Raw genomic sequence first — 14,008 nt, 5'->3', positions numbered from 1 at the left:
TTTCCTCCCGCCCTTGCAAACCTTGGGTTGGTCAGTCGAAAATCTTGGTCGGGTTCATGATGCCGCCGGGGTCAAGCGCGGCTTTCAGGCGGCGCATGGTATCTATTTCTTCGACGCTGCGGCTGAGCGGCAAATAGGGTTTTTTCAATGTCCCGATGCCATGCTCTGCCGAAATGGTGCCGCCCATGTCCCCTATGATGTCATAGACGATCCGGCTGGCCTCGCTCAGCGGCTGGGGGTCGGCACCCGGCACCCAGGCGACCACATGCAGGTTCCCGTCACCGACATGGCCATAATAGACCGAGTGGCCGTCAAGCGCGTCCATCAGCCCTTGCTTGGCGCGGATGGAAAATTCATCCATCCGCGCGACGGTCAGTCCGACGTCAAAGCTGATATGCGGTCCGATCACGGCGGGGTTGGCAAATTCGGCAGCCGCATCGCGCGTCGCCCAGAACGCCGCGACATCGCCCAGACTTTGCGCAACAGCGCCATCCGCAATCAGCCCCTGTTCCATCATGTCTTCCAGCAGTTGCGCAAACCGCGCGCCGTCAATGGCATCATCCAGCCCCTGCATCTCGATCAGAATGACATGTGTGGCATCCCCGATCTCGACCGGTGCGCGCATGCCCGGAACCCTTTGCGTGGCTTGGGTCCAATAGTCGGACCACATCACCTCAAAAGCAGACAACAGCGGCCCCAAACGCCGCCGGACGGTCGACAGCACTGCCAGAACCTTGTCGTAGTTTTCTGCGGTGCAAAGAACAGCCTGCGTACATCCCGGCGCGGGGTACAGCCGCAAAACGGCACGGGTGATAACCCCAAGGGTGCCCTCGGCGCCCAAAAACAGCTGTTTCAGGTCATAGCCGGCGTTGTTCTTGATCATCTTGTTCAGCATCGGCAACACCGTACCGTCGGGCAAAACCACCTCGACACCCAGCACCAGATCACGCGCCATGCCATAGCGGATAACGCGGTTGCCCCCCGCGTTTGTCGACAGGTTGCCACCGATGGCGCAAGAGCCCCGCGCGCCAAGGTCCAGCGGAAAATACAGCCCTGCCTCGGCAGCCGCCTTCTGGATGGTTTCCAGCGGCGTGCCGGCGCGCACCGTCATGGTCATGCCATCGGCGTCGATTTCTTCGATTCCGACCATGCGTTCCAGCGAAAGCGCTATGCCGTCGTCCAGCGGACGTGCCCCGCCAACCAGCCCTGTCAGCCCACCTTGCGGGGTGACCGGAACGCCATTGCCATGGGCGTAGCGCAGGATGGAAGACACTTCTTGCGTGGTTGTCGGGCGCAAAACCGCACGCGGGCTGGTCGCAGGTAGAAAGCTCCAGTCCGTGCGATTGCGCGCGGGCATATCCGCACCAGTAAGGTGACCGGCAGGCCCCAAAAGGGTCGAAAGCGCAACATCCTTCAAAACCACGTCCCCATCCATATTCGATACGCCTGATCTTAAAGGCACGCCCGCGAAGTTTGATATGTGTTACACATAACAGAATTTCAAACAAGCCGATTCTCTGACCCAGACCCGCCCCGCCAAGGCCTGCTGACCGGCGATCTCACGAAATTTCAAGGGCTTGTCGCTGAGCAACAGCAAATCCATCACCCGTTGTCAGCGTAAATCGACAGTGCTGGGCAAGCCTAACGACAGGCTTGCTTTCCGCGCTTGCGAAACCGGCCGTTCGCGCGGACCGCGGTGAATGGCCGGTTTGAGCCCTTGCCGTTTGTCACCTGCGCGGATTCAAGGCCGCAGGCCGCCGCGCATCGCCGGGCCGTCCGCCGGCACGGCGATTTGGCTTCTGTAGTGTCTGACAGGTAGTTAGGATGTTTTTGGCTGCCATAAACTGCCAGTCACTGAGGTCGGATCGCCGCACCACGGCCCGACGATGCGCGGCTTCGCACTCCATTTCAAACGTCCGCTTCGTCCGCTCACCGGACTTTCGACGCAGGGCGGGCAAAAGTCTTGCCCGCACCCTTTCCACCTTTTCCCCGCGCGGAACCAAGGCCGAAGGGCGCCAGGCGCGCCCTTACACCGCCTCGACGATGGTGACATTGGCAATGCCGCCCCCTTCGCACATGGTTTGCAGGCCGTATTTCGTGCCCGTCGCGTGCAGCGCATGTACCAGCGTGGTCATCAGCTTGGCCCCCGATGCACCCAACGGATGCCCCAGCGAAATCGCCCCGCCGTTGACGTTCAGCCTGGCCGGATCGGCGTTCAGCGCTTGCAGCCATGCCAGCGGGATCGGCGCAAAGGCTTCGTTGACCTCGTAAAGGTCGATATCGTCGATCTTCATACCGGCGCGCTCCAACGCCCGTTGTGTGGCGGCAATCGGTTCTTCCAGCATGATCACCGGATCACCCGCCGTCACCGTCAGGTTGACGATGCGCGCGGTCGGGGTCAGGCCGTATTTCTTCAAAGCGGCCTCGCTCACAACCAGAACACCCGCAGCCCCGTCACAGATCTGCGAGGCATTGGCGGCAGTGATCACCCCGCCCTCTTCCAGCAAACGCACGCTGCCGATGCTGTCCATCGACGCATCGGCGCGTATGCCTTCGTCGCGGGTGTGCAACCCGCCTTCGACAGCCAGCGGCACAATCTCGGCCTCAAAGGCGCCTGCCTCTGTCGCCTTCACCGCGCGGCGGTGGCTTTCCAGCGCAAAGCGGTCCAGCGTCTCGCGGTCAAACCCGTATTTGCGCGCAATCATCTCGGCGCCTTTGAACTGGCTGAAATCCTTGGTGCCGAACCGCGCGGCGATCCGGTTTGAAAACGGGCCCTCGCCCAGACCGTTCTCCATGTGGAACTTGATGTTCGAGAACATCGGCACGCGGGTCATGCTTTCGACGCCCATGGCGATCACCACATCCTGCGTGCCCGACATCACCGCCTGAGCCGCGAATTGCACCGCCTGTTGCGAGCTTCCGCACTGGCGGTCGATGGTCACGGCGGGCACGGATTGCGGCAGCCTGGACGCCATCACGCAGTTGCGCCCAAAGGCAAAGGCCTGCTCGCCGGCCTGGGTGACACAGCCCACAATCACGTCATCCACCGCTGCCGGGTCGATGCCCGCGCGATCCACCAGCGCGTTGATCACCTCGCCGCCCATATCGGCAGGATGCCACCCCGCCAGTGCGCCGTTGCGCCGCCCACCTGCGGTGCGGGCGGTTGTGACGATATATGCTTCAGCCATGGTTCTCTTCTCCCTTGAAATCCGGTGGTGCGCCTGACACGGACCCGCGCACCACCCTTTGGCCGGTCCTTACGGCCCAATAAGCTTACTTGGGGGCCATGCGGATGGCCCCGTCCAGACGGATCGTCTCGCCGTTCAGCATGATGTTGGTGACGATGCTTTGCACCATGGCGGCAAATTCGGTCGGGTCCCCCAAACGCGGCGGGAACGGCACCTGACGGCCAAGACTGTCCTGCGCCTCCTGCGGCAGCGATGCCATCAGCGGCGTCAGGAACAGCCCCGGCGCGATGGTCATCACGCGGATGCCAAAGCGGGCCAGTTCGCGCGCGACCGGCAGGGTCATGCCCACGATACCCCCCTTGGAGGCTGCATAGGCCGCCTGCCCGATCTGCCCGTCAAAGGCCGCAACCGAGGCGGTGTTGATGATCACGCCGCGCTCTTCCCCGATGGGATCGGCGGTGTGCAGGCTGGCGGCGAATTTCGACAGCACGTTGAATGACCCGAAAAGGTTCACATTGACGACCGAGGTGAAGTCCGCCAGCGGGATCGGGTTGCCTTCGCGGTCGATCACCTTTTTCGGGGGGCCGATGCCCGCGCAGTTTACCAGAATCCGCGCCTTGCCATGAACGCCTTCCGCTTCGGCAATGGCGGCCTCGACCTCGCTTTCATCGGTGACGTTGACCTTGATGAACCTGCCGCCGATCTCGGCGGCCTTGGCCTGCCCCATCTCTTCGTTCAGATCGAAAATCGTGACCTTGGCACCGGCATTTGCCAGCATGTCGGCAGTCGCACCGCCCAGACCCGAAGCGCCGCCTGTTACAATGGCGGCCTGTCCTTTAATATCCATGTCTTTTCCTTTCCGGTTCAAGTTGAGGACGGTGTGGCAGGCCAACCCGCGTCATTCAACTTGCCTGTGTTCTTATCCGCGAAAGACGTCCCGTCGTTTCCATTCAACCACGATCACCCAGCCCCAATTTGCGACCGATGATCTCTTTCATGATCTCTGACGTGCCGGCATAAATGCGGCTGACCCGCGCCGAGCCGTACATGCGCCCGATTTCGTATTCCTCCATAAAGCCCGCGCCGCCGTGCAATTGCAGGCAAGCGTCAATGACCTCTCCCTCAGTCTCGGAACACAGCAGTTTGGCTTGTGCTGCCAGATCGGGGGGCAACGCGCCCTCCAGATGTTCCTGCGCGCAATGATCCACAAAGGCCCAGCCCGCGTCGATCTTTGTTTTCAGCGCCGCCATCACGAAACGTGAATTCTGGAACGTCCCGATAGGCCGCCCAAAGGCCTTTCGCTCAAGAATATAAGCCAATGTGATGTCGAAGGCGCGCTGCGCATGGGCGATAAACTGGATCGAACCGACCAGCCGTTCTTCGGCCAAATTCTGCATCATCATGCCAAATCCGCCCGCAGGTTTGCCCAGAACCGCGTCTTTGGGCAGCTTCACATTCTCGAAATGCAGCTCCGCGGTGTCCTGTGATTTCAGCCCGATTTTTTCCAGACGACGCCCACGGGTGAACCCCGCAGTGCCGTCGGGCACCAGAAACAGCCCGATGTCATGGCTGCCGGTGCCGGTGCGCGCGGCGACAATGACCAGCCCGGCCAGAATGCCGTTCGAGATATAGGTTTTCGACCCGTTCAGCAGCCAGTGGTCGCCACGATCCTCGGCGCGGGTGCGCATACCGGCAAGGTCAGATCCGATGTCGGGTTCGGTCATCGCAATCGCCAGAATGGTGTCGCCCGACACCACACCCGGCAGGTAGGCACGCTTTTGCGCCTCGGTGCCGAAACGGTGAAGATAGGGGCCGACGATGCGGTTGTGCAGCGGGATAAACAGCCCGTTTTCACGCGCGGCCAATTCCTCCATCAACACCATGTCAAAGCGGAAATCATCCAGCCCCAGCCCCCCGTATTCGGGATCGGCATACATCGCCAGAAACCCCTGTTTGCCCGCCGAGGTCCAGACATCGCGCGCGACCATACCGTCGCGACGGAATTCTGCGCTGCGCGGGTACACTTCGGCTTCGGCCCATTTGCGGACCGTGTCGCGGAACATCTGGTGCTCCGGCTCGAAAATACGTCTGCGGATCATTTTGCGTTCTCTCTTTCTGCATGTCGGGTGTGGCGGCCGGCATGGCGCGGATCACGCGCACTGGCCTGTCTGGTACAAATCAGACAAGAAGGTGTACAGATTACAACCGGTTTCGTAGCGTTCACCGCATCCTGACCCCTTTCACAGACTGGACCCGCACATGACCAAAGGCCCCCTTTCCGGCATTCGTATTGTTGAACTGGCAGGCATCGGGCCGGGCCCGTTTGCGGGCATGATGCTGGCCGATCACGGGGCCGAGGTGATCCGTGTCGAACGCCCCGGCGGTGGACTGGGCGGACCAGACAGCCCCGCCGAAACGGACATATTGCTGCGCGGTCGCACACGGGTTGCGCTGGACATGAAAGACGCCGCCGACTGTACCACGCTGCGCGACCTGATCGCCACCGCAGACGGGTTGATCGAAGGCTATCGGCCCGGCGTGACAGAGCGGTTGGGCTTTGGCCCCGACGCGATGCTGGCGCTGAATCCGCGGCTGGTGTACGGGCGCATGACCGGCTGGGGCCAGACCGGCCCGCTGGCGCACACGGCGGGGCATGACATCAACTATATCGCGATTTCCGGCGTGTTGCATGCGTTGGGTCGGGCCGGTGAGGCGCCGGTGCCACCGGTCAATCTGGTGGGAGATTTTGGCGGAGGCGGGATGTTTCTGGCCTTTGGGATGCTGGCGGGGCTGATGCACGCGCGTGCCACGGGTCAGGGGCAGGTGGTTGATGCCGCGATGACCGAAGGGTCGGCGCTGCTGGCGTCGATGCTGCACACCTTTATGGCGCAGGGCAGCTGGCAGGACCAGCGCGGGGTCAACATACTGGACACCGGCGCGCATTTTTACGAGGTCTATGAAACCGCTGACGGGAAACATATGGCGATCGGGGCCATCGAACCCAAATTCTACGCGGCCCTTCTGGACGGGATCGGGGCGCGCGACGACGCAGACCTGGCCGCACATCTGGACAGTGCCGCGTGGCCCGCGCTGAAGCAGCGCGTGGCCGACATCATCCGCCAGAAAACCCGGGACGATTGGACAGCGATCTTTGAGGGAACCGATGCCTGCGTGTCGCCCGTGCTGTCGCTGCGCGAAGCGGCAGAGCATCCGCACGCTGTTGCACGCGGCAGTTTTGTCACCGCCGACGGCCTGACCATGCCCGCCCCTGCCCCGCGTCTCAGCCTGACCCCGGCCCGCGCCGCTGCCCCGTCCAAGGACGTGCTGAGCGCAGCAGATCTGCGTGCCATGCTGGAGGGGTAAGCCGCGGTATTCGCGCGCCCTCAGCCCAACCGCGCCTGCCCCGATTTCACCCGCCGCAGCGGGATCGAACTTTCAATGGAAGCCACGCCGGGAATCTTGGTGAAGGTGCCAACCAGAAACCGCTCGAACTCTTCCAGCCCGCTGGTTGCGATACGCAGCAGATAGTCGCGGTTTCCCGTCATCAGCCAGCAATCGACAACCTCGGGGTGGCCCGCAATCGCCTGTTCAAACCGCGCCAGCGCATCGTCCACCTGCTTTTCCAGTTTGACCGACAGGAACACCGAAAAGCCAAAGCCCAAAGCCGCCTCGTCGATCAGGGCGCTGTAACCGGTGACAATGCCCGCCTCCTCCAACAGCCGCAGCCGCCGCGCCACAGGTGACGGGCTGAGGCCGACGCTGGCGGCAATGTCCTGAATCGACGCACGCCCGTTGCCTTGCAATGCGCGCAGGATGGCATGGTCAAAGGAATCAAGATTGGCTGAAATCATCACAATATCCATCTTTGTTGGCTATATCAGCCAATATCGGCCAAATTTGACGGAAGAAAGCAGAAACGCGCGGCAATGCACGCGATATACAGCATCAAAGCTTGAAAATGGATGGAATCCAGATGACACACGCCGCCCACCTGAAAACAATCGAACAACGCCTGCTGTGGCTGTCGCATTGGATGATCCACAACGCCAACCACATCCGCCCCAAGGCAGACGGGATCAAGGTGGGCGGGCATCAGGCGTCGTCTGCGTCGATGGTGTCGATCATGTCGGCCCTGTATTTCAGCGCCCTGCGCCCCGAGGACCGCGTCGCCGTCAAACCCCACGCTTCGCCGGTGTTTCACGCAATGCAATATCTGATGGGCGAACAGACGCTGGAGAAGATGCAGAATTTTCGCGGGCTGCATGGGGTGCAATCCTATCCGTCGCGCACCAAGGACATCGACGATGTGGATTTTTCCACCGGATCGGTGGGCTTGGGCGTGGCGATCACGTCGTTCGCGTCGCTGGTGCAGGATTACATTCACGCCAAACGCTGGGGCAACGACATCCCCCTGGGCCGTATGGTGGCGCTGGTGGGCGATGCCGAACTGGACGAAGGCAACATCTACGAATGTCTGCAAGAGGGCTGGAAAAACGACCTGCGCAATGCGTGGTGGATCATCGACTATAACCGCCAGTCGCTGGACGGCGTGGTCCGCGAGGGACTGTTCCAGCGCGTCGAGAAGATATTCGAAGCCTTCGGATGGGATGTGGTCCGCGTAAAATACGGCCACCTGCAGCGTGCCGCGTTCAAGGAACCGGGCGGCGACACGCTGCGTGACTGGATCGACAACTGCCCCAACCAGCTTTATTCGGCGCTGACCTTCATGGGCGGGGCTGCGTGGCGTGAACGGCTGATGGACAGCCTTGGCGATCAGGGCGACGTGACCCAGCTGATCGACAGTCGCAGCGACGATGAACTGGCCGAACTGATGGAAAATCTGGGCGGCAACTGCGTGCAGACCATGGCCGACACCTTTGCCGCCATCGACCACGACCGCCCCGTCTGTTTCCTGGCCTATACGATCAAGGGTTGGGGCACGCCGATTGCGGGCCACAAGGACAACCACGGCGGCTTGATGAACAAGACCCAGATGGCCGAATGGCAAAAGGTGATGGGCGTGCCGCAGGGACAGGAATGGGACCCCTTTGCCACGGTCGAGGACCCCGATGGCTTGCGCGATTTCCTGGGGCAGGTGCCGTTCTTTGCCAAGGGACCGCGCCGCTATACCGACGATGTTCTGGACGTGCCCCAGATCGAGATTGCAACCGACCGTGAACTGTCCACGCAAATGGGCTTTGGCAAGATCCTGGACGATCTGTCCAAGGGCGACAGCACGCTTGCCGAACGTATTGTGACCACATCGCCCGACGTGACGGGCACCACCAACCTTGGCCCTTGGGTGAACCGCCGCAAGCTGTTCGCGCGCACCGAACAGCAGGACACGTTCATCAACGAAAAAATCCCCTCGACCGCAAAATGGGAATTCACGCCCGAAGGGCAGCACATCGAACTGGGTATTGCCGAGATGAACCTGTTCCTGCTGCTGGCAGCGGCGGGCCTGTCGCATTCGCTGTTCGGCAAGCGGCTGATCCCCATCGGCACGGTCTATGATCCCTTTGTCGCGCGTGGTTTGGATGCGTTGAACTACGCCTGCTATCAGGATGCGCGTTTCATGATTGTCGGCACCCCGTCCGGCATCACGCTGGCCCCCGAAGGCGGCGCGCACCAGTCCATCGGCACCCCGCTGATCGGGATGAGTCAGGACGGTCTGGCCGCGTTCGAACCCGCCTTTGTCGACGAGCTGTCGGTCATCATGCAGTGGGCGTTTGAATACCTGCAACGCAGCGGCGACGGTGACCCGGACGAACGCACTTGGCTGCGCGACGAAACCGGCGGGTCGGTCTATCTGCGGCTGTCCACCAACCCGATTGAGCAGCCGGGCAAACGTGTGGACGACGCTTTCCGGCAAGGGGCCATCGACGGCGCCTATTGGCTGCGCAAACCCGGACCCAATTGCGAGGTGGTGATTGCCTATCAGGGTGTCGTCGCACCCGAAGCGATCCGCGCCGCAGGGATCATTGGCGAGGGTCGCCGCGATGTTGCGGTTCTGGCCGTCACCTCGGCCGACCGGCTGAACGCGGGCTGGACAGCGGCACAGCGGGCACGGGCGCGGGGCAATCGGGCGGCGCGGTCGCATATCGAAACCCTGCTGGGCGGGCTGTCGCGCGATTGCAAGCTGGTCACGGTGATTGATGGCCACCCTGCCACATTGGCGTGGCTGGGATCGGTGATCGGGCATCAGACCGTGTCGCTGGGCGTCGAACATTTTGGCCAGACCGGCACGATTGCCGACCTGTACCGCCACTTTGGCATCGACGCTGCGGGCATTGTCGAAAAAGTGAACGGGCTGACAGCGGGCCGCCTGATCAGCAAGCCGGTGTAGCGTTAGGGTCGGGGCCCATTTATCCGGCCAGCCAACTTTGAATGGGGTGAACGCAGCCCTTGCTGCGACGCCGCATTAGGTTAGTATAGCTGACTGATTGTTCGCGCTTGTACCAGACTGGATCCTGACCATGCCATTTCCTCATATCCGCTTGCGTCCCGTCGTGCTGGCCATTGCCTTGATGGCGTCCGCTCTGCCAGCTGCTGCCCAGCAACAGGGCCGCCCGCCAGCCGCCGTGACGGTGATGACCATGCAGCCCCAGGACGTGCCGTTGACGACGACCCTGCCGGGCCGGGTTCTGGCCTCGGCGCAGGCCGAGGTGCGCCCGCAGGTGGCAGGCATCATCACCGAGCGGAAGTTCAAAGAGGGCGGGCCTGTCGAAGAGGGTGATGTTTTGTACACAATCGACGCCGCCACCTATCAGGCCGCCGTGGCACAGGCCAATGCGGCGGTGGCGCAGGCGAATGCCCAGCTGAAAGCGGCCCAGAAAGAAGAGACCCGCCTGCAAGAACTGCAATCGCGCAATGTGGCCAGCGAACAGGCATTGGACAGTGCCGTGGCCAACCGTGACATTGCCGCCGCCGCTGTGCAGGCTGCACAGGCGCAACTGCAGACCGCCCAGATCCAGCTGGACCGCACCCAGATCCGGGCGCGTCTGTCCGGTGAAATCGGGCGTTCGCTGGCCAGTCCGGGTGCGCTGGTGACGGCCAGTCAGGCCGAACCGATGGCCGTGATCCGCAACATTGATCCCGTCTATGTGGATGTGACCCAGTCAGCCGCCGAAATCATCGCATGGCGGCGCGACAACATCGGTGCGCGTCTGGAAGACCTGCCAACCGATGTGACCCTGACGCTGGCCGATGGCAGCGTATTCGACCAGACCGGCACATTGACCGCCGCCGAACCGGACGTGAACGAACAAACCGGCGTTGTGGTGCTGCGGATGCAATTCGCCAATCCCGACAAGCTGCTGCTGCCTGGCATGTATGTGCAGGTCGAAATCGCCACGACCACCGCCAAGGACGTCTATCTGGTGCCCCAACAGGCCATCAGCCGCGACCGGCGTGATCAGCCGACGGTTCTGGTTGTCGGCGCCGACAATGTTGTCGAAATGCGCCAGCTCTCGGTCATCAGCGACCGGGGCAGCGACTGGGTGGTAAACGACGGGCTGAATCCGGGCGACCGTGTCATTGTGGTTGGCCTGCAAAAAGCCGCCCCCGGTGCCACCGTGACCCCGCAAGAACAAGCGCCCGCTGACGCAGACTCTGCTCCGGCAGCAACCGAATAAATCAGGATCAGACCCCGCCATGGCTCGCTTTTTCATCGACCGTCCGATTTTTGCATGGGTCATTTCGATCTTTATCATGGGGATCGGCATTCTTGCGATTCAATCGCTGCCCGTCGCCCAATACCCGCAGATTGCCCCGCCCACGGTCACGGTGCGCGCAGTCTACCCGGGGGCCTCGGCCGAAACGGTTGCCAATACCGTCACGCAGGTGATCGAGCAGCAGATGACCGGCCTGGACGGTTTGCGCTATGTGTCGTCGTCGTCGACCTCGTCGGGCAGCGCCAGCGTGACACTGACTTTTGAAACCGGCACCGACCCCGACATCGCGCAGGTGCAGGTGCAGAACAAGCTGTCACAGGCCACTGCCCTGCTGCCCGAAGCGGTGCAGCGGCAGGGTGTGACGGTGCAAAAATCCTCGGCCGGCTTCCTGATGGTCGTGTCGCTGATTGCCGACAACGGCACCTATGACGCAACCGATCTGGGCGACTATCTGTCCACCAATCTGGTCAACGAACTCAGCCGAGTCGAAGGCGTGGGCAGTGCGCAGGTCTTTGGCGCGCAATATGCCATGCGCATCTGGCTGGACCCGGCCAAGCTGGCTGCCTTTGAACTGACGCCGTCGGATGTCGTGGCCGCAGTCTCTGCCGAGAACGCACAGATTTCCGCAGGGGCTTTCGGGTCGCGCCCCTCGGTCGACGGGCAGATGCTGAACGCCACGATCACCGCGCAATCCCTGTTGCGCACGCCCGAAGATTTCCGCCAGATCGTGCTGCGCGCCGAAACCGACGGCGGGCTGGTGCTGGTCAATGATGTTGCACGGGTCGAGATCGGCGCCGAAAGCTATGCCACCATCTCGCGTTACAACCGCAACCCCTCTGCCGGCCTGGCGATCAGCCTTGCCCCCGGTGCCAACGCACTGGACACCGCCGCCCTTGTTGAAACGCGGCTTGAGGAACTGGCGGAATTCTTTCCCGATGGGGTCGATTATGTGATCCCCTATGACACCACGCCCTTTGTGCGGATTTCAATCGAGGAGGTCGTCAAGACGTTGGTCGAGGCGATCGTGCTGGTGTTTCTGGTGATGCTCTTGTTCCTGCAAAACCTGCGTGCCACGCTGGTGCCCACACTGGCGGTGCCCGTGGTGCTGCTGGGCACATTCGGGGTGCTGGCGGCATTCGGCTTTTCGATCAACACGTTGACCATGCTGGCCATGGTGCTGGCCATCGGCCTGCTGGTGGATGATGCGATTGTTGTGGTCGAAAACGTCGAACGCATCATGGAGCAGGAAGGGCTGAGCCCGGTCGAGGCGACGCGCAAGTCGATGGACCAGATCACCGGCGCGCTGATCGGCATTGCCGTTGTGCTGTCGGCTGTTTTCGTGCCGATGGCCTTTTTTCCCGGATCAACCGGCGTAATCTACAAACAGTTTGCGGTGACGATCATTTCGGCCATGTCGCTGTCGGTTCTGGTGGCGCTGACCCTGACACCTGCCTTGTGCGCAACGCTGCTGAAACCGAAAACCCACGCCAAGCGGCGCGGATTTTTCGGCCTGTTCAACAAGGGCTTTGACAAGCTGATGACAGGCTATGGCAAGACTGTGGGCAAGCTGGTGCGCTGGCGGTTCCTGACCGGTCTGGCCTATATCGGTATCTTTGTTGCCATGGGCCTGCTGTTCGTGCGCACCCCCCAGGGCTTTCTGCCAGACGAAGATCAGGGCATTCTGTTCACCCTTATCCAGGCGCCAACAGGGGCCACCAGCGAACGCACGCTGGATGTACTCAAGCAGGTCGAGGATTACTACCTGGAACAGGAATCCGACATCGTGGATTCGGTGTTCGGCGTTGTCGGCTTCAGCTTTGCCGGTCAGGGCCAGAACGTCGGCATCATGTTTGTGCGCCTGAAAGACTGGGCCGACCGCGAAGCTGCAAACCAAAGCGCGCAGGCGCTGGCGGGCCGTGCCTTTGGCGCGTTCAGCCAGATACAGGATGCGATGGTGTTCCCCGTGGTGCCGCCTTCGGTGATCGAATTGGGCAACGTGTCCGGCTTTGATTTCTATGTACAGGCACGCGGCGGGCAGACCCATGAACAGTTGCTGGATGCACGCAACCAGTTGCTGGGCATGGGCGCACAAAGCCCGTTGATCGCCTCTCTGCGCCCCAGCGGGCTGGAGGACGCCGCCCAGTTCAAACTGGACATCGACTGGCGTCGCGCCGGCGCCATGGGAGTGACCGCGGCAGATGTGGGCAACCTGCTGACGATTGCCTGGGCCGGCCGCTATGTGAACGATTTCATCGACGAAGGGCGGATCAAGCGCGTCTATGTTCAGGGCGAGGCCGATGCCCGTGCCCTGCCCTCGGATCTGGCCAAATGGCGCGTGCGCAATGCCAGCGGCGGTCTGGTGCCATTTTCGAACTTTGCCGATGCCGAATGGGCTTTTGCGCCGCAGGGTGTGACCCGCTACAACGGCGTGCCTGCGATGCAGCTTCAGGGCGCACCGGCACCCGGCGTCAGCACCGGCGACGGTCTGGCCGAGATCTATCGGCTGGCCGAGCAGTTGCCCCCCGGCTTTCAGATCGCGCTGACCGGCCTGTCGCTGGAAGAGCAGGAATCGGGCAGTCAGGCACCGCTGTTGTACGGGCTGTCGCTGGCGGCAATTTTCCTTGCGCTGGCCGCGCTTTACGAAAGCTGGTCGATCCCCTTTGCGGTGATGCTGGCCATGCCCATCGGCGTGCTGGGCGCGCTGACAGGGGCCTGGCTGGGGGGGTTTGAAAACGGCGTGTTCTTTCAGGTCGGTCTGCTGACGGTGATCGGTCTGACAGGGAAAAACGCGATCCTGATTGTCGAATTCGCGCGCGACCGCCGCGCCGAGGGCGAGACGGTGATCGAAGCCGCCGTAGACGCTGCAAAACAGCGTTTCCGTCCGATCATCATGACGTCGATGGCCTTCTCTTTGGGCGTTCTGCCGCTGCTTCTCAGCACCGGCGCAGGCTCGGGCGGGCGCACGGCCATCGGCAGCGGCGTGGTGGCGGGTACGATTTCGGCCACCGTGTTCGGCGTGCTGTTCGTGCCGTTCTTTTTCGTCGTCATCTCGCGGCTGACCCGCAAGGGGCGCGCTGAAACCGGCTGATTGCGGCACAACCCGGCCGCGAAAAAAACCGGTTGTGATCCGCGAAAATACACTCTAGC

At 62.2% G+C, this 14,008-nt stretch carries 9 protein-coding genes; 4 read left to right on the top strand and 5 right to left on the bottom strand.

The features are described from left to right. Positions 1-31: 31 nt before the first annotated feature. From DSM107133_RS19190 to DSM107133_RS19175, 4 genes are all read right to left on the bottom strand, one after another. The gene (locus DSM107133_RS19190; protein ID WP_114295142.1) at positions 32-1,435 is read right to left on the bottom strand and encodes an FAD-binding oxidoreductase; all 1,404 of its coding nucleotides are present in this window, start codon (positions 1,433-1,435) and stop codon (positions 32-34) included. Between the two features lie 592 nt (positions 1,436-2,027). After that, the gene (locus DSM107133_RS19185; RefSeq protein WP_114295141.1) at positions 2,028-3,188 is read right to left on the bottom strand and encodes an acetyl-CoA C-acetyltransferase; all 1,161 of its coding nucleotides are present in this window, start codon (positions 3,186-3,188) and stop codon (positions 2,028-2,030) included. 85 nt (positions 3,189-3,273) lie between these two features. Continuing rightward, positions 3,274-4,035, bottom strand: coding sequence for an SDR family NAD(P)-dependent oxidoreductase (locus DSM107133_RS19180; RefSeq protein ID WP_114295140.1), 762 nt, complete (start codon positions 4,033-4,035; stop codon positions 3,274-3,276). Between the two features lie 103 nt (positions 4,036-4,138). Next, on the bottom strand, positions 4,139-5,287 hold the full coding sequence (locus DSM107133_RS19175) for an acyl-CoA dehydrogenase family protein (protein WP_240310657.1): 1,149 nt from the start codon (positions 5,285-5,287) through the stop codon (positions 4,139-4,141). A gap of 160 nt (positions 5,288-5,447) precedes the next feature. On the opposite strand from DSM107133_RS19175, the gene DSM107133_RS19170 reads away from it, so the two are divergent. Next, entirely contained in the window at positions 5,448-6,551 is a 1,104-nt protein-coding gene (locus DSM107133_RS19170) for a CaiB/BaiF CoA-transferase family protein (protein ID WP_114295139.1), read from the top strand. A gap of 20 nt (positions 6,552-6,571) precedes the next feature. Here DSM107133_RS19170 and DSM107133_RS19165 read toward each other — a convergent pair whose 3' ends face one another. Continuing rightward, a complete protein-coding gene (locus DSM107133_RS19165; RefSeq protein ID WP_114295242.1) occupies positions 6,572-7,039 on the bottom strand; it encodes an Lrp/AsnC family transcriptional regulator in 468 nt (155 codons plus the stop codon). A gap of 122 nt (positions 7,040-7,161) precedes the next feature. Between DSM107133_RS19165 and DSM107133_RS19160 the strand changes: the two genes are divergently transcribed. The 3 genes from DSM107133_RS19160 (at position 7,162) to DSM107133_RS19150 (ending at position 13,949) form a co-directional block, all read left to right on the top strand. Further along, the gene (locus DSM107133_RS19160) at positions 7,162-9,534 is read left to right on the top strand and encodes a transketolase (RefSeq protein ID WP_205387897.1); all 2,373 of its coding nucleotides are present in this window, start codon (positions 7,162-7,164) and stop codon (positions 9,532-9,534) included. Between the two features lie 130 nt (positions 9,535-9,664). Beyond that, complete coding sequence (locus DSM107133_RS19155; protein WP_114295137.1) at positions 9,665-10,822, top strand: efflux RND transporter periplasmic adaptor subunit; 1,158 nt, start codon at positions 9,665-9,667, stop codon at positions 10,820-10,822. A 19-nt stretch (positions 10,823-10,841) separates the two neighbouring features. Then, positions 10,842-13,949 (top strand): efflux RND transporter permease subunit, encoded by a 3,108-nt coding sequence (locus DSM107133_RS19150; RefSeq protein ID WP_114295136.1) that lies wholly within the window; start codon positions 10,842-10,844, stop codon positions 13,947-13,949. The last annotated feature ends 59 nt before the right edge of the window (positions 13,950-14,008 follow it).

The sequence above is a fragment of the Pseudosulfitobacter sp. DSM 107133 genome (assembly GCF_022788695.1).
GTDB lineage: Bacteria > Pseudomonadota > Alphaproteobacteria > Rhodobacterales > Rhodobacteraceae > Pseudosulfitobacter.
This window is presented reverse-complemented; position numbering and strand designations above follow the sequence as displayed.

Coding starts and splice junctions, on each gene's coding strand:
- DSM107133_RS19150 (WP_114295136.1), top strand. CDS start 10,842: ATGGCTCGCTTTTTCATCGACCGTCCGATTTTTGCATGGGTCATTTCG.
- DSM107133_RS19190 (WP_114295142.1), bottom strand. CDS start 1,435: ATGGATGGGGACGTGGTTTTGAAGGATGTTGCGCTTTCGACCCTTTTG.
- DSM107133_RS19165 (WP_114295242.1), bottom strand. CDS start 7,039: ATGATTTCAGCCAATCTTGATTCCTTTGACCATGCCATCCTGCGCGCA.
- DSM107133_RS19160 (WP_205387897.1), top strand. CDS start 7,162: ATGACACACGCCGCCCACCTGAAAACAATCGAACAACGCCTGCTGTGG.
- DSM107133_RS19185 (WP_114295141.1), bottom strand. CDS start 3,188: ATGGCTGAAGCATATATCGTCACAACCGCCCGCACCGCAGGTGGGCGG.
- DSM107133_RS19170 (WP_114295139.1), top strand. CDS start 5,448: ATGACCAAAGGCCCCCTTTCCGGCATTCGTATTGTTGAACTGGCAGGC.
- DSM107133_RS19180 (WP_114295140.1), bottom strand. CDS start 4,035: ATGGATATTAAAGGACAGGCCGCCATTGTAACAGGCGGCGCTTCGGGT.
- DSM107133_RS19155 (WP_114295137.1), top strand. CDS start 9,665: ATGCCATTTCCTCATATCCGCTTGCGTCCCGTCGTGCTGGCCATTGCC.
- DSM107133_RS19175 (WP_240310657.1), bottom strand. CDS start 5,287: ATGATCCGCAGACGTATTTTCGAGCCGGAGCACCAGATGTTCCGCGAC.